A 17962-nucleotide genomic window follows, 5' to 3' on the forward strand; every position below is an offset into this window, starting at 1 on the left:
GCCCGCGCCCGGCGTCGCCGCCCCCCCCCCCCACCCCCCCCCCCCCGCCCGGCCCCCCCCCCCCCCCCCCCCCCCCCCCCCCCCCCCCCCCCCCCGAGGCGAGAGCCGCCCTACCCGATCACCTTGCCGAACTTGTTCGACTTCGGGAAACCCTTCGGCGGCAGGCGGCCGGCGTCGGCGCGGGTGCCTTGCCATTCGGCGAGCTCCTTCATGGTCGCCGAGAATTCGCGCCCCGCCGAGTCCTTCCACGTAAGGCCCGCCTTGGCCTCGAAGACAGCGATGTCAGAAAGGCCGCCGTCCTTGTATTTTTGCAGCCTCACGCCGCGGCCACGCGCCATCTCCGGCACCTGGTCGAGCGGGAAGATCAGCATCTTGCGGTTCTCGCCGATGACCGCGACGGTATCGCCGATCACCTCGGTGACCGTGCGCGCCTCGTTCGGCATGTCGACGTTGAGGACCTGCTTGCCCTTCTTGGTGGTGCCGACGCAATCGTCCTCGTTGACGACAAAGCCCTGGCCCTCGTGGCTCGCGACCAGGAATTTGCGTCCGCCCTTGTTGACGAACAGCGTGACAGGAGCGGCCTCCGGCTCGAGGTCGATGTATTGGCGGATCGGCTCGCCATGACCGCGGCCGCCCGGCAGTTTCGCGACATCGAGCGAGTAGAACTTTCCGTTGGTCGCGAACAGCAGCAGCTTCGAGGTCGTCTCCGCGAAGAAGGCGAAGCCGAGCTTGTCGTCCTGCTTGAAGGCGAGCCCCGAGAGATCCTCGACATGGCCCTTCATGGTGCGGATCCAGCCCTTGTCGGAGACGACGACCGTCACCGGCTCACGCTCGACGAGCGCTTCCTCCATCGCGGCAAGATCGTGTTCGGGCGCATCCGCAAAGGTGGTGCGGCGCTTGCCGAGCGGCGTCTTCGGTCCGAACATGTCGCGGACCTTGGCGACCTGCTCGCCGACCTTCTTCCATTGCTCGGGCTCGGACGCGAGCAGTCCCTCGATGCCCTTCAGTTCCTTGCGCAGATCCTTGTCCTCGGTACGGATCTCCATTTCCTCAAGCTTGCGCAGGCGACGCAGGCGCATATCGAGGATCGCCTCGGCCTGCACCTCCGTAAGCTTGAATGTCTTCATAAGAACCGGCTTCGGCTCGTCCTCCGTGCGGATGATCCTGATCACCTCATCGATGTTCAGGAAGGCGATCAGATAACCGCCGAGGATCTCGAGCCGGTTCTCGATCTGCGTCTTGCGATAATTGCTGCGGCGGATCAGGACGTCGCGCAGATGGTCGAGCCATTCGCGCAGGCACTCCGCGAGGCCGACCACCTTGGGGATACGGCCCTTCATCAACACGTTGAGGTTGAGCGGGATCTTGCTTTCCAGCTCGGTCAGCCGGAACAGCGATTCCATCATCAAGGCCGGATCGACATTCTTCGACTTCGGCTCGATGACAAGACGAACGTCTTCGGCGGATTCGTCGCGGACCTCGCCAACCAGAGGCAGCTTCTTCTGGTCGAGAAGCTCGGCGATCTTCTCGACCATGCGCGACTTCTGCACCAGAAAGGGAATCTCGGTGACGACGACGACCCAGGTACCGCGCGTACCCTCCTCCTGCTCCCATCGGGCGCGAACACGGAACGAGCCGCGGCCGGTGGTGTAGGCTTCAGCGATGGCCTGCTTGGAATCGACGCAGATGCCGCCGGTCGGGAAATCCGGACCCTTCACCCACTTCAGAAGCGCCTTGGATTTCGCGTCGGGCTTCTCGATCAGATGCAGCGCGGCATCGCAAAGCTCCGCGGCGTTGTGCGGCGGGATCGAGGTCGCCATGCCGACCGCGATGCCCTGCGCGCCGTTGGCGAGCAGGTTCGGAAAGCCGCCCGGCAGAACCACCGGCTCTTTGGACTGGCCATCATAGTTGGGACGGAACTCGACGCCGTCCTCGTCGATGCCGTCGAGCAGAAGCCGCGCGACATCAGTCATGCGCGCTTCGGTGTAACGGTAGGCGGCCGGATTATCGCCGTCGATATTGCCGAAATTGCCCTGGCCGTCGACCAGCGGGTAGCGCGAAGAGAAATCCTGCGCGAGGCGCACCATGGCGTCGTAGATCGCCTGGTCGCCGTGCGGATGGAACGAGCCCATCACGTCGCCGACGATCTTGGCGGACTTCTTGAAACCGGACCCCGGGTCCAGCCTGAGCAGGCGCATACCGTAGAGAATGCGCCGGTGCACCGGCTTCAGGCCGTCGCGCGCGTCGGGCAGCGCGCGATGCATGATGGTAGAGAGCGCGTACGCAAGATAGCGCTCTTCCAGCGCTTCACGCAGCGGCACATCATGAATTTCGGCCGGTTCTTCCGGCGGAACGATTCGTTTTCCCATGCCGCCCGGTTAAACCGTGGAAGCGAATCGGGCAAGGATGGATTGGTTCCGTGCGGGCTTCTACTGCCCTGCCCAGCCGGCGGCTACAGTTGGCTGGACCTTCGCCTGAGCGGTGACAGGCGCATTGGCCAGGCAACGCCGGGCGGCCTCGATCTCGGCCTCCGTTGCGCCCTTGGACCGCGCCCAGGCCTCTGCGGCCGCAGCGGAATATTTGGCGACATAGAACCTGACGACCGTGCAGGAAGCGCGACGAAGCACGCTTGGTTGCTCGCCTGCGAGGGCGTCCGGCGCCAGCGCCATCAGCGCTGCCGATACGATAAGTCCCTTGATCAGCATCAGGTTTATCCCCCGGGGGTTGGAACCCAAGGGCCAATCCGGGAAACCCGCTTTGGTTCCGCCAAGAGCTGCCTGATTGGGCAATACAGAGCCGCGCTGACGTCATGGCGACGAGTTTGCCCCCTTTTCAGGACGCAGGAAGGGCGGTTTTGGCCTGCTGCCGCGTCAGCGCATTGATGAAGCCGGCGCGCGCGTCGGAATGGACCTGCCCCCGCGGCTCCAGAACATGGCGCAGCAGGAACAGGCCGGTCAGCCGAAAGCCGTCCTGGAGATCCTGATCGGTAAGCTCGCTCGCGGTTTCGCCACGGCGCAGGAAGGATGGCAGCCGCAGCAGCCGGTCGCGCCACGGCTCGCCCGCGCCGCGGGACACCGCGCCGCCGGATTTGGGCGAGACGTAGATCAGGTCTGTGGTCTCTCCGGTCACCGCGCAATTCTCAAGAGCGAGCCCGAAGCCGAGCTCTGCGAGCATCGCCAGCTCGAAATGAATGAGATGCACGGCCGCGCTGCCGATGTCGTCGAAATCGTCGAGCGAATGTTCGAGTAGCGCGAAGATGTCGTTGTGCGGATCGCGCTCCGGCAGCAGCCGCGCAATCGAGGCCAGATGCGTGACGCCGTAGACGCCATGGGACGATTCCAGCAGCGTCGCCGCGCGCAACTTCAATCCCTCGATCGCGTAGGTGCCGAGATGCTCGTCGAGCCGCGCCCGCCACACCGCGCTGACGCTGTTCCCCGGCTGCAAGAGCGGCCGCATCCGCGAGCCGGCACCGCCGCGCACGAGACCGAGATGCCGGCCGTGCTGGCGCGTCAAGAGCTCGACGATGGCGCTGCTTTCGCCATGCCGCCGCACGCCCAGCACGATGCCTTCGTCGGTCCATTCCATGGGATCGATTGTAGCGCAATTCGAGCGCTTGTAGGGTGGGCAAAGCGGAAGCGTGCCCACCAATTTGATCCACGCGACGCGGACGATCAATGGTGGGCACGGCGCGCCAGGGCGCGCCTTTGCAAACCTACGGCACCGCGCGAGACCTCACGCGTTGAACCAGCCCTGCGCGTCGCCGGTGAACGAGAAATATAGCCCGAACACCGTCAGCACGCAGGAGACGATCTCGATGGCGCTGTCGAGCTCCATGCCCCTCTCGCCGATGATCTGGCCGAGCGAGATCACGGAGAGCACCAGCGCTGCGGCCAGCACCCAGCGCGGCCAGTTCTTGCGCCAGCGCGCCGCCAGCCAGACGAAATAGATCAGCAGAGAAATCATCACGCCGGCGAGCAGCGTCGACGTCATGATCATCTGCTCGGTCATCTCGGTGGTGGGCGTGCGGTCCTGCACCGCCACAGACAGCGCATCCAGCATCAGCGACGCATAGAGCAACGCTTCGAAGCGCTGGACGTTACGGGGCACACTCATCAAATACCGATCTGTTCTTGCTTATTCCTTGGGAAATTCCAGGCCCATCTCGCGATAGCGATCGGGATCGTCGCCCCAGTTCTCGCGCACCTTGACGAACAGGAACAGATGCACCGGCACGCCCAGAATCTCGGCGATTTCCTTGCGCGAGTCCGCGCCGATCGACTTGATGGTAGCGCCGCCAGCGCCGAGCACGATCTTGCGCTGGCTTTCGCGCTCCACGAAGATCGTCTGCTCGATGCGCACCGACTTGTCCTTGCGCTCCTCCCACTTGTCGGTCTCGACCGTGGACTGGTAGGGCAATTCCTGGTGCAGCTTGCGATAGATCTTCTCGCGCGTGATCTCGGCCGCAAGCTGCCGCATCGGCGCATCCGACATCTGGTCCTCGGGATAGAGGAACGGACCCGGCGGCACCATCGCGGCCAGCGTCTGCCTGAGGTCATCGACGCCGTCGCCCGAGATTGCCGCGATCATGAAGGTCTTCGCGAACGGCATGCGCTCGTTGGCGGCCTGCGCCAGCGCCAGCAGCTTCTCGCGCTGGACCAGGTCGACCTTGTTGATGACCAGGATCTTCTCGTGTTTCACGCTGGCAATCTTGCCGAGGATCGCCTCGGCTTCCTCGTCGATCCCGGCCTTGGCGTCGAGCAGCACGCAGACGAGATCGGCGTCATGCGCCCCGCTCCAGGCGGTCGAGACCATGGCGCGGTCGAGCCGGCGCTTGGGCAGGAAGATGCCAGGCGTGTCGACCAGGATTACTTGCGCGTTGTTCTCGATCACGATGCCGCGGATCAGCGCGCGCGTGGTCTGCACCTTGCGCGAGACGATCGTGACCTTGGCCCCGACCAGCGCATTGACCAGCGTGGACTTGCCGACATTCGGCGCGCCGATCAGCGCAACGAAGCCGCAGCGCGTAGCAATGGGCGCCTCGCCGCTCGCTTCAGCCGTCATTGCCGCCACCAACGCCTTCGCGCTCGATCATGACGGAGGCCGCGACCTTCTCCGCCGCGCGCTTGCTGCCGCCGGTGCCTTCGGCCGGCGCCAAACCCGGCAGGTCAACAGCAACGCGGAACTCCGGATCGTGATGCGGGCCGGTGCGCTCGACCTCGCGATAGACAGGCGTCGGCAGCCCCTTCCCCTGCGCCCATTCCTGCAGCACGGTCTTGGGATCGCGCAGCGGCCGCCGTGGCTTGTGCATGCGCTCGGTCCAGTTGCGCTTGACGAACTCGTCCGCCGCCGCATGGCCTCCGTCGAGGAAGATCGCGCCGATCACCGCCTCGCAGATATCACCGAGAATGGACTTGCGCAGGCGCGCATCGGCGCTGGAGCCGACCGAACCGAGCTTGATGTCATCGAGCAGACCGAGCGACTTGGCGACGTCGGCGCAGCTCTCCTTGCGCACGAGCTCGGCAAGCCGCTTGGACAGCTCGCCCTCATCGGCATTCGGGAAGGCATGATAGAGCATGTCGGACACGACGAGCCCGAGCACGTGGTCGCCGAGGAACTCCAGCCGCTGATAGCTGTCGCCGCGCTTGCGTCCGGACTTCAGCGCCGAAACGTGGGTGATCGCCTGCATCAGCAGGTTCGGATCGGCGAAGTTGTGGCCGATGCGCGCCTCGAGCGCCGCATTCGCATCAGCTGCCGCCTTGGCCTTGCTGCTCCGCGTCCGCTTCTTCTTCGCCGGAGCCTTGGTTTCAGCAGTCTTGGTATCAGGCGCCTTGGTATCAGGCGTTTTGGTCGCAAGCGTCTTGGTTGCAGCTTCGCCCTCAGGAGCGGCTTGCGCCTCGATCGATTGGGTCGTGATGTCCTTGGCTTCGTCTTTCATCGGACGATTTTGAAGAAACGATTCCAGCGCACCGCCCACGGCCAGCGCCAGAACATCCAGGCATGCTCGCCTTCGGCGATCGAGAAGAAGATCATCTGGGCACGGCCGATCAGGTTCTCCTGCGGCACATAGCCGACCTGGCCGAGGAAGCGGCTGTCGGTGGAGTTGTCGCGGTTGTCGCCCATCATGAAGAAATGGCCTGACGGCACGGTGTAGACGTTGGTGTTGTCCATGTAGCCGTTGTCGGCGCAATCGAGCGTCTCGTAGGAGACACCGTTCGGCAGCGTCTCCTTCCAGCGCTTCACACGCGAGATGCCGCTGCCTTCGGAGCCGCAGGGATCCTCGCCGACATATTCGCTCATGCGCTGGCGCTCGACCGGGGTGTCGTTGATGTAGAGCAGACCGTCCTTCATCTGGACATGGTCGCCAGGCAAGCCGATCACGCGCTTGATGTAGTCGGTGGTGTCGTCCTTCGGCAGCCGGAACACGACGATGTCGCCGCGGTTCGGATCCGAGCCCCAGATCCGTCCCGAGAACAGCGGCGGCGAGAACGGAATCGAGTAGTGGCTGTAGCCGTAGGAATATTTCGAGACGAACAGATAGTCGCCGACCAGCAGCGTCGCCTTCATCGAGCCGGACGGGATGTTGAACGGCTGGAACAGGAAGGTGCGGATCACCAGCGCGATCAGGAGAGCATGGATCACGACCCGGATCGTCTCGCCGACGCCGCTTTCAGTTTTCGTTCCCGAAGTCACGCTCATTGCTCTCTCAATTTCGGCCGGCGATCACAGAACGCCCTCCTCCCGCGAACGGCCCACCGATTCGCAGCCCAAGGAGATTGTCCTGATTCTGATAGTGAGGGCCAATTCCGGCGTAAAGCCGAATTCGACCAGCCTGATTTGCGTCCGCGGACTTTTAGACGGTTGTCGCAGGCCACGCAATCAAGGATCGCATCAAAAACAAATAAGGTGTTGATTTTTAACACGAATTATAAAATTAACGCCGACCTTCAGGGCTTAGCCCGCGGCACGGCGGAAATGACCACGAAGGCCTGCGCCAACGGCCAGTCGTCGGTGATCGACAGGTCGATCTGGGCCTCGAATCCCTCCGGCGTCAGGGCCTGGAGGCGGGCCAGCGCGCCCCCGGTCAGCCGCATGGACGGCCGGCCGCCGGGCAGGTTGACCACCCCCATGTCGCGCCACCACACGCCCTGCCTGATGCCGGTGCCGAGTGCCTTGGAGCAGGCCTCCTTGGCGGCAAAGCGCTTGGCGTAGGTCGCCACCACCATCTTCTCGTTCTTGGCCCGCCGCTCCGCCTTGGCCCGCTCGGCCGCAGTGAAGATGCGGTCGAGGAAACGCTCGCCATGGCGCTCCATCACCTTCGCCACGCGGGTGATGTCGATGAGGTCGGAGCCGATCCCGATGATCATGCCCGGCTCCGTCCGACATCCATTGCCGCGCGCATCGTGCGGACCGTCTCCGCAAGACCGACGAACAGCGCCTCGCCGATCATGTAGTAGCCGATGTTGAGCTCCATGATTTCAGGCAGCGCGGCAATCTTCTCGGCCGTCGCGTAGTCCAACCCGTGGCCGGCATGGACCTCGAGGCCTGCGTCCTTCGCGAGCTTCACGCCCGCCACGATCCGCCGCCATTCAGCCTCGGCCTTGTCGCCGTGGCCGTCGACCACGGCGTCGCACCAGGCGCCGGTGTGGATCTCGATCACAGGCGCGCGCAGCCGCGCCGCCATCTCGATTTGCGCAGGGTCCGCAGCAATGAACAGCGAGACGCGGATGCCGGCATCGTTCAGCCGCGCGATATGGGGCGCGAGCGCATTGTGCTGGCCGACCACGTCGAGGCCGCCCTCGGTCGTCACCTCCTGGCGCCGCTCCGGCACCAGGCACACCGCATGCGGCTTGGTGGCGAGCGAGATGCGCATCATGTCGTCGGTCGCCGCCATCTCGAAATTCAGCGGCTTGGAGATCTCCGCCTTCAGCCGCGCCATGTCCTCGTCGCGGATGTGCCTGCGGTCTTCGCGCAGATGCGCGGTGATGCCGTCGGCGCCGGCCTCGATCGCAAGCAGCGCGGCGCGGACCGGATCGGGATGGCGGCCGCCGCGAGCGTTACGGACGGTCGCGACATGATCGATATTGACGCCGAGGCGGAGCGGAGATGCAGGCATTTCAGGACTCACGAGATCGGAGGTACAGGCGATTGCGACAGACGCCTATCCATTAACACGTTCGACGCGGGCGACGACCGCCTTGGCGCGCAGCTGGGCCAGGATCGCGCTCAAATGCTTGAGATCGTAGACTTCGAGATCGATCGTCGTCTCTGTGAAGTCGGGCGAGCGGCGCTGCATGCTGATATTGTCGATGTTGCCGTCATGCTCGGCGATCACGGTCGCGATCTGCGCCAGTGCGCCGGGCTCGTTGACATTCTCGACCTTGATGCGCGCCGGGAAGCGTTGCGGCGCCGAATCCTCGATGTCCCAGCGGACGTCGAGCCAGCGCTCGGGCTCCTCCTCGAAATCCTTCAGCGCCGGCGACTGGATCGGATAGATCGTGATCCCCTCGCCCGGCGTGACGATGCCGACGATGCGATCGCCGGGCACGGCGCCGCCGTTCGGCGCGAACTTCACAGGCAGGTCGGAATTGTTGCCGCCAATGGGGATCGCAACCGGGCGGCGCGACGGCTCCAGCGCCTTCTCCTTGAGCTTGGCGGCGAGCCCCTTCTTGACGCCGTAGCGCGCGACGCGCTCCTCCTTGTAGTCGGGATACATCGCGCGCGCGACGTGGGAGGCCTTGATCTCGCCGCGGCCGACCGCGGCCATGACGTCCTCGATCGAGGTGCGCGCCAGCCGCGGCAGCGCACCCTTGAGCTTGTCATCGGCGTATTCGATCTTGGCGCGCTCGAACAGGCGCTCGACGATGCGCCGGCCGAGGCCGACATATTGATCGCGCACCGCGGTGCGCGTGGCGCGCCGGATCGCAGCGCGCGCCTTGCCGGTGACCGCGAGCGTCTCCCAGGCCGAGGGCGGCGCCGACTGGGCTTCCGAGGTCAGCACCTCGACCTCGTCGCCATTCTGAAGCTCGGATGACAGCGGCGCGAACTGGCCGTTGATCTTGCAGCCGACCGCGCTGTTGCCGACGTCGGTATGCACGGCATAGGCGAAGTCGATCACATTGGCATGGCGCGGCAGCGCGATCAGCTTGCCCTTCGGGGTGAAGCAGAACACCTGGTCGTGGAACAGCTCGAGCTTGGTGTGCTCGAGAAATTCCTCGGGGTTGGCGCTCTCGGAGAGGATGCCGATGGTGTGGCGCAGCCAGGCGAACGCGGTGGACTCGCGCTTGAGGAATTCGGTCGGCGAGCCCACACCTTCCTTGTAGAAGACGTGCGCGGCGATGCCGCGCTCGGCAATCTGGTCCATCGCCTCGGTGCGGATCTGGAGCTCGACGCGCTGGTTGCCGGGGCCGATCACGGTGGTGTGGATCGAGCGGTAGTCGTTCTGCTTCGGCGTCGAGATGTAGTCCTTGAAACGCCCCGGCACGACCGGCCACGTTGTGTGGACGATGCCGAGCGCGCGATAGCAGGCCTCGATGTCGTTGACGACGACGCGGAAGCCGAAGATATCGGACAATTGCTCGAAGCCGACCGACTTGCGCTCCATCTTGGTCCAGATCGAAAACGGCTTCTTGCGGCGGCCATAGACCCGCGCGCCGAGACCCCTGTGGCGCAGATTGTTGGAGAGCTGGTCCTCGATCTCGCCGATCAGGTTGCGGTTGCGCTCGGCGAGCGCATCGAGCCGCTGCATCACCACCGAATAGGCTTCGGGATCGAGGGTGCGGAAGGAAAGGTCCTCCAGCTCCTCGCGCATTTCCTGCATGCCCATGCGCCCGGCCAGCGGCGCGTAGATGTCGAGCGTCTCCTCGGCAATGCGCCGGCGCGACTCGGTCGGCACGAAGTCGAGCGTGCGCATGTTGTGCAGGCGGTCGGCGAGCTTGACCAGGAGCACGCGGACATCGTCGGCGATCGCCAGCAGCAATTTGCGCAGGTTCTCGGCCTGCTTGGCCTCGCGCGACACCAGCTCGAGCCGCTTCAGCTTGGTCAGGCCCTCAACCAGCGCGCCGATCTCGGGGCCGAACAGCTGATCTATCTCCGCCCGCGTCGCCTCGGTGTCCTCGATTGTGTCGTGCAGCAGCGCGGCGACGATGGTCGCGTCATCGAGCTTCAGGTCGGTGAGAATCGCCGCGACTTCGAGCGGATGCGAGAAATACGGGTCGCCGGAAGCGCGGGTCTGCGAGCCGTGCGCCTTCATGGCGTAGACATAGGCGCGGTTCAGCAGATCTTCGTCGGTGCTCGGATTGTAGGACCGGACGCGTTCGACGAGGTCATATTGACGCATCATGCGCGCGCGCGGCTTCGCTGGCCGTGCCACCGGCGCAGTCGGGGCCACGGCAACCGATTCGGTTGCGGCCTGCATCTGCGTGGGTCTGCGGCGTCGATACACCATGCCGTCCTGCCTTCAAACGGACCATGAAACGGCCCGTTGTATACATCCTAAGCTCCGATCGCGGACACGGCCGATCAATTCAATGACAGGCGCGCGGCGCAATCCGGCAGCGCTATGGTAACCACGAAAACGCCAACAAAAGCAAAGGCCCGAACACGGGTTCGGGCCTTTGATAAGATCACAAGAAGTCGACGATCACGATAGGACGATTACTCGTCCTCCTCGGGCTGCTCTTCGGGCGGCGCGAGGCCTTCGAGGCCCTTCAGGAGCTCCTCTTCGGTCATGCGCTCCACAGCGACTTCGGTATCGTCGGCATCGACGCTGGCGCCGGCGGAACCGATCAGCGGCACCGTATCCGGCTCGGGCTCGTCCACCTCGACGAACTTCTGGAGGGAGTGCACGAGCTCCTCGCGGAGATCCTCCGGCGAGATGGTCTCGTCGGCAATTTCACGCAAAGATACAACAGGGTTCTTGTCGTTATCGCGGTCAACCGTTAGTTGTGAACCGGACGAGATCATGCGGGCACGGTGGGCGGCCAGCAGGACCAGGTCAAACCGGTTGTCGACCTTGTCGATACAATCTTCTACGGTGACGCGAGCCATAGACTGTCGCTCCGTTGTGGGTGGGACGAAATATGTGGATGATTGGGGGTAGTTATAGGGGCCGGGGCGGTTTCGCAAGGCAAATTTGTGATTTGGCCTCGCCAAACGCCTCTGCTACCTCCACATTGGGGCTGGGACGGGTGGTTTCCCGGGCCGCCATTGAGGGCGGCGACGGGTGTATGAAGGTCCGCCATAACTATACCTTGATTGCCCCGACTTCTCCGGATTTGCGGTTTCGACGGGTTTTGGCAGGACTTTGAATTGCGCGGCTTGCTGCCGCCGCGCCAACAATAAACGATTTATCACGAACACTACGCGAGCAAACTGAATGTCACCTTCCCCTACCAACAAGATCGCGCTCTTCATCGACGGGGCCAATCTTTACGCAACTGCGAAAACTCTGGGCTTCGACATCGACTACAAGCGCCTTCTGAAGGAATTTCAGAGCCGCGGGACGCTGTTGCGTGCGTTCTATTACACAGCGATCATCGAGGATCAGGAATATTCCTCGATCCGTCCCCTGATCGACTGGCTCGACTACAACGGCTACACGGTCGTCACCAAGGCGACCAAGGAATTCATCGACGCCTCCGGCCGCCGCAAGGTCAAGGGCAACATGGACATCGAGCTCGCGGTCGATGCCATGGAACTCGCAGAGCACATCGACCAGATGGTGCTGTTCTCGGGTGACGGCGATTTCCGCTCGCTGGTCGAGGCCGTGCAGCGCCGCGGCGTGCGGGTCACGGTGATCTCCACCATCGCCAGCCAGCCGCCGATGATTGCCGACGAGCTGCGTCGCCAAGCCGACGTTTTCACCGACCTCGTCGAGTTGCAGTCCAAGCTTGGCCGCGATCCGTCCGAACGCCCCGCCCCGCGTGATCGCGGCGAGCGCGAGGCGCGCCACCACGCCCCGCAGTTCCTCCAACGCGCGACCACGATGGCGCCGAGGGGCGATGACGACTTCGAGGAGTGAGGTAGCCCGGTCTAGCCGCCAGGCCCCCACCCTCGTCCCCGAGCGTGATTGCCCGCTCTGTCCGCGCCTGGTCGCCTTCCGCGAGGCGAACCGCACGCGTGAGCCATCCTGGCACAATGCGCCGGTACCACCGTTCGGCGACATCAAGGCGCGCCTGTTGATCGTCGGCCTCGCGCCGGGCATGCAGGGCGCCAACCGCACGGGCCGACCCTTCACCGGCGATTATGCCGGCGATCTGCTCTACGCCACGCTGCTGGAATACGGTTTTGCCAAGGGCACCTATCAGGCGCGTCCTGACGACGGCATGAAGCTGGTCGACTGTCGGATCGCCAATGCCGTGCATTGCGTGCCGCCGCAGAACAAGCCGCTGCCGGTCGAGATCAACACCTGCCGCCCGTTCCTCGTCACGAATCTCGAGACGATGCCGAAGCTGCGCGCGATCGTGGCGCTCGGGCGGATTGCACACGACAGCGTGCTCAAGCCGCTGAAGCTGAAGGCTTCGCAAGCCCCCTTCGGCCACGGCGCCGTGCACCAGGCAGGCCGGTTCAAGCTCTACGACAGCTATCACTGCTCCCGCTACAACACGAACACGGGCGTGCTGACGACGGACATGTTTCGCAGCGTGTTCGCGAAGGTGAAGGCCGATCTCGACTAGGCGCCGGCCGGATTGGCCTTCAGCCAGTCGAGCACGTCGCCGGCGTTCCGGTCCGGCGGAAACACCGGATAGAAAACATGCGTGATCGTGGCATCGTCGATGATCAGCGCGAGGCGCTTGATCAGCGTCAGGCCTGCGACCTCCATGGTCGGCAAATTGAGGGCGCGCGTGAGCGCTAGCTTCTCGTCCGAGAGCACCGGGAACGGCAGATGCAGCCGCGAGGCCATTTCGGTCTGGTATTCGTTGCCCTGGGTCGACAGGCCGAACACGTGCGAGGCGCCGGCCGCCCGGAGATCGGCGAAAAGATCGCGGAACGCGCAGGTCTGCGGTGTGCAGCCGCGCGCGCCGGGAATCATGTCCCAATCGTCGACCAGCGAGATCTTGCCGGGCTCGCCGGTGCGCGGATAGGCGAACACCACGGTGCGCCCGAAGAGCGTCGACAACGTCACTGACGTATCGTCGGTCGCGAGCAGGCTGATAGCAGGCAGCGTCAGGCCTTTCAGATGCGCGGCGGCGCCGTCATCGGTGGGCGCCGGGATCTGGCTCCAATCGACCTCGAGCAGGTTCCTCTGAGTCATTCCCTACCCCCTCGCCCGCATCAGCCGGCCCTTCTCCCGGCTCCAGTCGCGCTTCTTCTCGGTCTCGCGCTTGTCGTGCAGCTTCTTGCCCTTCGCAACCGCGAGCTGCAGCTTGGCCCGCCCGCGCTCGTTGAAATAGAGCTTGAGCGGGATCAGCGTCATGCCCTCGCGGTCGACCGCGCCCATGAGCTTGTTGATCTGCCGGCGGTGCAGCAGCAGCTTTCGCGGCCGCTTGGGCTCGTGGTTGAAGCGGTTGCCCTGGAGGTATTCGGGAATGGTGGCGTTGATCAGCCAGATTTCGCCGTTCTTGGAGTCGGCGTAGGACTCAGCGATCGTGCTCTTGCCGTTGCGGATCGACTTCACCTCGGTTCCAGTCAGCGCAATGCCCGCCTCGATCGTATCCTCGATCGCATAGTTGAAGCGGGCCTTGCGATTCTCCGCCATGACCTTGATAGGACGTTCGTTCTTATCGGCCATGACCTTCAAAACCTGGCAGCAAACCTGATCGGGATACGCGCGTAAGCTAACAGTTAGGATGAAGCGCGCGCGTCACTTCTTGAGGAGATCGCGGATCTCGGTCAGCAGCACCACCTCCGCCGACGGCTTCGGCGGCTCGGCGGGTGCCGCCGCTTCCTTGCGCTTCAGCGTGTTTATAGCGCGGATCACGATGAACAACACGAAGGCGACGATGATGAAGTTGATCGTCAGCGTCAGGAAGCTGCCATAAGCAAGCACTGCGCCTTGCTTTTTCGCATCCGCTAAGTTGGTGGCGGTAACCGCCTTCGACAAGGGTACGTAGTAGTTCGAGAAGTCGAGGCCGCCGGTCGCGGCGCCGATGAGCGGCATGATGATGTCACCGACCAGCGAAGTGACGATTGCGCCGAAGGCCGCGCCGATGATGACGCCGACCGCGAGGTCGACGACATTGCCCTTCATGGCGAACTCGCGAAACTCCGTGAGGATCCGCCTGCCCTTTTCGTCGACTGCGCTCATGACAAGCGTCCCCGGTGGCTAAAGCATCAATTGATCAGGCCGGCGTGCACCATGGCGCTGCGCACGGCAACGCGCGTTGGTTCGGACACCGGCACCATCGGCAGCCGCAGCGTCTCGTCCATCTTGCCGAGCAGCGTCATTGCATACTTGATCGGCGCCGGATTGCTCTCGATGAAAAGGTTGTTGTGCAGCGGCATCAGCTTGTCGTGGATCTTCAGCGCGGTGGCGTGGTCGCCCTTCGCCCAGGCGGCCTGGAACTCCGAGCACAGCCGCGGTGCGACGTTCGACGTCACCGAGATGCAGCCATGGCCGCCATGCGCCATGTAGCCGAGGATGGTCGCGTCCTCGCCGGAGAGCTGATTGAAGTCCTCGCCCATCGCCGCACGCTGCTGCGACACGCGTACCATGCTGGCGGTGGCGTCCTTGACGCCGGCGATGTTCTTCAGCTCCCACAGCCGCTTCATGGTGTCGACCGACATGTCGATCACCGAGCGCGGCGGGATGTTGTAGATGATGATCGGAATCCCGATCGCATCGTTAATCGCCTTGAAGTGCTGGTACATGCCTTCCTGGGTCGGCTTGTTGTAGTAGGGCGTGACCACCAGCACGGCGTTGGCGCCCGCCTTTTCGGCATGCTGGGCCAGCTCGACCGCTTCCTTGGTCGAGTTGGAGCCGGCGCCGGCGATCACGGGCACCCGGCCCTTGGCCTCCTCGATGCACCATTCGACGACCTTCTTGTGCTCGTCGTGAGAGAGCGTCGGGCTCTCGCCGGTGGTGCCGACCGGGACCAGGCCGTTGGTGCCCTCGGAGATCTGCCAGTTGACCAGGGAGCGGAACGCCGCCTCGTCCAGCGAGCCGTTCTTGAACGGCGTGACCAAGGCGGTGAACGACCCCCGGAATTTCGTCTTGGCTGCCATGGACTTCCTCCGTACGCGGCGAGAATTTAGAGCAAGGCCCATTCTTATCGGGTCTGTCCGGCCGGTAAAAGACCTGCTGCCGGCCGACGCACCGTTTAAGCCGCGATTTTGCCGCGGTGGTGGTGCAAACCGGGCGAAGGTAAGCGGCTGTTGGTATTTTGTCCGCATATTCAATCAAATACAGCCAGATCTTGTACAGATAGGTCTTGAGCCAATTGACTGATTCGGGGCGACGAACCTCCGTGACCTCCTTTCCGCGCGCCGCATGGCGATCTGCCGGTCTGGCCATCTGCCTGATGGCCGGCCTGTCGATCGGCTGCGTCGCCCTGGCCAAGTCCAATGAGCCGGCCGAGGACGCCACGAAGGAACCGGCCAAGCAGCCCGCCAAAGGAACTGATAAGGGGACCGCGAAACCAGCGGTCAAGCCCTCCGCGAAGGACGCGACGAAGGGATCGACCAAGGACACAGGCAAAGAAACCGCCAAAGGCGCCAGCAAGGGAGCAGCTTCCGCGCCGGCCAAAGATCCTGCGAAGAAAGATCCTGCGAAGAAGGATGCTGCGAAGAAGCCCGCCACCAAGGATGCCGCCAAGGACAAGCCGAAGCCCGCGGCCGCCACCCCCGCGCCAAAGGCACCACCGGCCGCCAATGCTCCGGCCTCGCAGACCGCGCCGGCGGTGACGGCCACCGTCAGACCTTCCGCCCCGGTCCCCGCCAAGCCTGTCGCGACGCCGGTGCTGGCGCCTGCGACCCGCCAGCACGCCGCGCCGCGCAAGCCGGTCACGCCGGCCGCGGTTGCTGCGACCTCGTCGACATCGCAAGCCGACAAGGACACGCTCGAGAACGTCATCGAGCTGGTGCGCAAGCGCAAGCCCGGCGACGCCAGCAGTTACGCGGATTCGATTTCGGACCCCGTTGCGCGAAAGCTCGCGGAATGGATCATCCTGCGCAGCGAGGACAATGGCGCGAGCGTCGAGCGCTACCGCGCCTTCCTCTCCGCCAATCCGAGCTGGCCGTCGCAGACCTTCCTGCGCCGGCGCCTGGAGGCCGCGATGTGGGACGACAGGCGCGACGATTCCGTTGGCTGGTCGTGGTTCGAGAACGAATCCCCCGTTTCGGCCAAGGGCCGCTTCGTGCTCGCCAAGGCGATGCTGGCGCGCGGCGATCGCGCCAATGCCGAGCGGCTCGTGCGCGAGGCCTGGCGCAGCGATCCGATGTCGGAGGACACCGAGAACAACGCGCTCGACCAGTTCGGCGCCCTGCTCACGCCGGGCGACCAGAAGGCACGGATGGACACGCTGCTGTATGGCAGCGAGCACGAGGCGGCACTGCGCGCGGCAAAACGGCTCGGCGCCGGCTATGTCGCGCTCGCCAAGGCCCGCATCGCCTCCTTCAAGAAGGCGCCGAACACGCGCGCTCTGCTCGAAGAGGTGCCGCGCGAATTGCACAATGATCCCGGCTTCATCTTCAGCAAGATCCAGCTGCTGCGCCGTGAGGAGAAGTTTGCCGAAGCCGCCCAGCTCATGCTGTCGGCGCCGAAGGATCCAAACCGGCTCTACAATCTCGACGAATGGTGGATCGAGCGGCGCCTGCTGGCCCGCAAGATGATCGACACCGAGGAATTCCGCAGCGCCTATCTGATCGCGCGCGACGCGGCGCTCCCCTCACGCGACATCTACAAGACCGAGCAGGAGTTCACGGCGGGCTGGATCGCGCTGCGCTTCCTCAACGATCCCGCCGCAGCCGCCCAGCACTTTGCCCGCATCGGTGTCGGCAGCGTCAATCCGACCACGCTCGCGCGTGCCGGTTACTGGCAGGGCCGCGCGGCCGAGGCCGCCGGTCGCCAGCAGGAAGCGCGCAACGCCTATGCCCGCGCTGCCGAGCAATCCACCAGTTATTACGGCCAGCTCGCGCGCGCAAAGCTCGGCCTGCCGCAGATCGAGCTGAACAGCCAGCCGCGCGGCCGCGGCGCCGAGCGGCTGGAGATCGTGCGCGCCGCGCAACTGCTCTACGAGCTCGACGAGCGCGAGATGGCAATACCGCTGCTCGCCGATATGGGCGAGAACGGCGATCCCGAAGCGCTTGCCGGCCTCGGCGAGCTGACCCAGCGCTACGGCGACGCACGCGGCATGCTGCTGCTCGGCAAGGCAGCGCTCAATCGTGGCCTGCCGTTCGATTTCTACGCCTATCCCGTCAACGGCATCCCGCAGTTCACGCAGATCGGTCCCGAGGTCGAGCGCAGCATCGTCTACGCGATCGCGCGACAGGAAAGCGCGTTCAACCCCTCCGTGGTCTCGCCGGCGCAGGCCTATGGCCTGATGCAGGTGACGCCGGATGCCGCGCGTTACGTCTGCAAACGGCACGGCGCCACCTATGACCTCTCGCGGCTGAAGAACGATTCGTCCTACAACGCCACGCTCGGCGCAGCCGAGCTCGGCGGCCTGCTCGAGGATTATCGCGGCTCCTACATCATGACCTTCGCCGCCTACAACGCCGGCCGCGGCAGCGTGAAGAAGTGGATCGACCGTTACGGCGATCCGCGCGACGCCAAGATCGATGCCGTCGACTGGGTCGAGCTGATCCCATTCTCCGAGACCCGCAACTACGTGCAGCGGATCATGGAGAATCTCCAAGTCTACCGCGCCCGCTTCGGCGGCGGCACGCGGCTCCAGATCGAGGCCGATTTGCGCCGCGGCGCCGGCAGCGTGGAATAGCGACCTTCTCTCTCGCCCGTAAGAGGCTGCCCCGCGATAGGGTCTTGGCGGGCACGTCCCGAACGACCGAGGGGCGCGAGGAAGCCATC

At 64.5% G+C, this 17962-nt stretch carries 18 protein-coding genes; 3 read left to right on the plus strand and 15 right to left on the minus strand.

Features of this window, described 5'->3' with window-relative positions; genetic code table 11:
* Nucleotides 1-110 precede the first annotated feature (110 nt).
* The 11 genes from parC to rpoZ form a co-directional block, all read right to left on the minus strand.
* On the minus strand, nt 111-2369 hold the full coding sequence (parC, locus tag ABID59_RS12670; RefSeq protein WP_354083621.1) for a DNA topoisomerase IV subunit A: 2259 nt from the start codon (nt 2367-2369) through the stop codon (nt 111-113).
* A gap of 60 nt (nt 2370-2429) precedes the next feature.
* Nucleotides 2430-2705: a hypothetical protein gene (locus tag ABID59_RS12675; protein ID WP_354032672.1), complete on the minus strand. Its 276-nt coding sequence runs from the start codon at nt 2703-2705 to the stop codon at nt 2430-2432.
* Nucleotides 2706-2832: 127 nt separating this feature from the next.
* Nucleotides 2833-3585: a DNA repair protein RecO gene (gene recO, locus ABID59_RS12680; protein WP_148753501.1), complete on the minus strand. Its 753-nt coding sequence runs from the start codon at nt 3583-3585 to the stop codon at nt 2833-2835.
* A gap of 147 nt (nt 3586-3732) precedes the next feature.
* Nucleotides 3733-4113, minus strand: a complete 381-nt coding sequence (locus ABID59_RS12685) for a hypothetical protein (protein ID WP_148753500.1) — start codon at nt 4111-4113, stop codon at nt 3733-3735.
* A gap of 21 nt (nt 4114-4134) precedes the next feature.
* Nucleotides 4135-5061, minus strand: a complete 927-nt coding sequence (gene era / locus ABID59_RS12690; RefSeq protein ID WP_354083622.1) for a GTPase Era — start codon at nt 5059-5061, stop codon at nt 4135-4137.
* Nucleotides 5051-5935, minus strand: coding sequence for a ribonuclease III (gene rnc, locus ABID59_RS12695; RefSeq protein ID WP_148753498.1), 885 nt, complete (start codon nt 5933-5935; stop codon nt 5051-5053). Before rnc ends, era begins: the two co-directional genes overlap by 11 nt.
* Nucleotides 5932-6696 carry a signal peptidase I gene (gene lepB, locus ABID59_RS12700; RefSeq protein ID WP_354032670.1) on the minus strand — a complete coding sequence of 255 codons (765 nt, stop codon included), beginning with the start codon at nt 6694-6696 and terminating at the stop codon, nt 5932-5934. The genes rnc and lepB overlap by 4 nt, the downstream gene beginning before the upstream one ends.
* A gap of 248 nt (nt 6697-6944) precedes the next feature.
* The gene (gene acpS / locus ABID59_RS12705; protein ID WP_354032669.1) at nt 6945-7364 is read right to left on the minus strand and encodes a holo-ACP synthase; all 420 of its coding nucleotides are present in this window, start codon (nt 7362-7364) and stop codon (nt 6945-6947) included.
* Nucleotides 7361-8113 (minus strand): pyridoxine 5'-phosphate synthase, encoded by a 753-nt coding sequence (locus tag ABID59_RS12710; protein WP_354083623.1) that lies wholly within the window; start codon nt 8111-8113, stop codon nt 7361-7363. Before ABID59_RS12710 ends, acpS begins: the two co-directional genes overlap by 4 nt.
* 45 nt (nt 8114-8158) lie before the next feature.
* Nucleotides 8159-10444, minus strand: coding sequence for a RelA/SpoT family protein (locus ABID59_RS12715; protein ID WP_354083624.1), 2286 nt, complete (start codon nt 10442-10444; stop codon nt 8159-8161).
* Between the two features lie 209 nt (nt 10445-10653).
* The gene (gene rpoZ / locus ABID59_RS12720) at nt 10654-11046 is read right to left on the minus strand and encodes a DNA-directed RNA polymerase subunit omega (RefSeq protein ID WP_014494742.1); all 393 of its coding nucleotides are present in this window, start codon (nt 11044-11046) and stop codon (nt 10654-10656) included.
* 328 nt (nt 11047-11374) lie between these two features.
* On the opposite strand from rpoZ, the gene ABID59_RS12725 reads away from it, so the two are divergent.
* Both ABID59_RS12725 and ABID59_RS12730 read left to right on the plus strand, forming a co-directional pair.
* On the plus strand, nt 11375-12019 hold the full coding sequence (locus tag ABID59_RS12725; protein ID WP_148773836.1) for a LabA-like NYN domain-containing protein: 645 nt from the start codon (nt 11375-11377) through the stop codon (nt 12017-12019).
* Nucleotides 12000-12674, plus strand: coding sequence for a uracil-DNA glycosylase (locus ABID59_RS12730; RefSeq protein ID WP_354083625.1), 675 nt, complete (start codon nt 12000-12002; stop codon nt 12672-12674). Before ABID59_RS12725 ends, ABID59_RS12730 begins: the two co-directional genes overlap by 20 nt.
* On the opposite strand, the gene ABID59_RS12735 is transcribed toward ABID59_RS12730, so the two are convergent.
* The 4 genes from ABID59_RS12735 to dapA all read right to left on the minus strand — a co-directional run bounded on the left by ABID59_RS12735 (nt 12671) and on the right by dapA (nt 15162).
* On the minus strand, nt 12671-13252 hold the full coding sequence (locus tag ABID59_RS12735; RefSeq protein ID WP_354083626.1) for a peroxiredoxin: 582 nt from the start codon (nt 13250-13252) through the stop codon (nt 12671-12673). The two genes, ABID59_RS12730 and ABID59_RS12735, sit on opposite strands and share 4 nt — an antisense overlap.
* 3 nt (nt 13253-13255) lie before the next feature.
* The gene (gene smpB, locus ABID59_RS12740; protein WP_061847806.1) at nt 13256-13729 is read right to left on the minus strand and encodes an SsrA-binding protein SmpB; all 474 of its coding nucleotides are present in this window, start codon (nt 13727-13729) and stop codon (nt 13256-13258) included.
* A 72-nt stretch (nt 13730-13801) separates the two neighbouring features.
* Nucleotides 13802-14245: a large conductance mechanosensitive channel protein MscL gene (gene mscL / locus ABID59_RS12745; protein WP_148754926.1), complete on the minus strand. Its 444-nt coding sequence runs from the start codon at nt 14243-14245 to the stop codon at nt 13802-13804.
* Between the two features lie 26 nt (nt 14246-14271).
* Complete coding sequence (gene dapA, locus ABID59_RS12750) at nt 14272-15162, minus strand: 4-hydroxy-tetrahydrodipicolinate synthase (RefSeq protein ID WP_187435282.1); 891 nt, start codon at nt 15160-15162, stop codon at nt 14272-14274.
* 296 nt (nt 15163-15458) lie between these two features.
* Here dapA and ABID59_RS12755 point away from each other — a divergent pair, with 296 nt between their 5' ends.
* Nucleotides 15459-17873, plus strand: coding sequence for a lytic transglycosylase domain-containing protein (locus tag ABID59_RS12755; protein WP_354084046.1), 2415 nt, complete (start codon nt 15459-15461; stop codon nt 17871-17873).
* Nucleotides 17874-17962: the final 89 nt, after the last annotated feature.

It is taken from the genome of Bradyrhizobium sp. S3.3.6 (assembly GCF_040546905.1).
In the GTDB taxonomy this organism is placed as follows: domain Bacteria; phylum Pseudomonadota; class Alphaproteobacteria; order Rhizobiales; family Xanthobacteraceae; genus Bradyrhizobium; species Bradyrhizobium cytisi.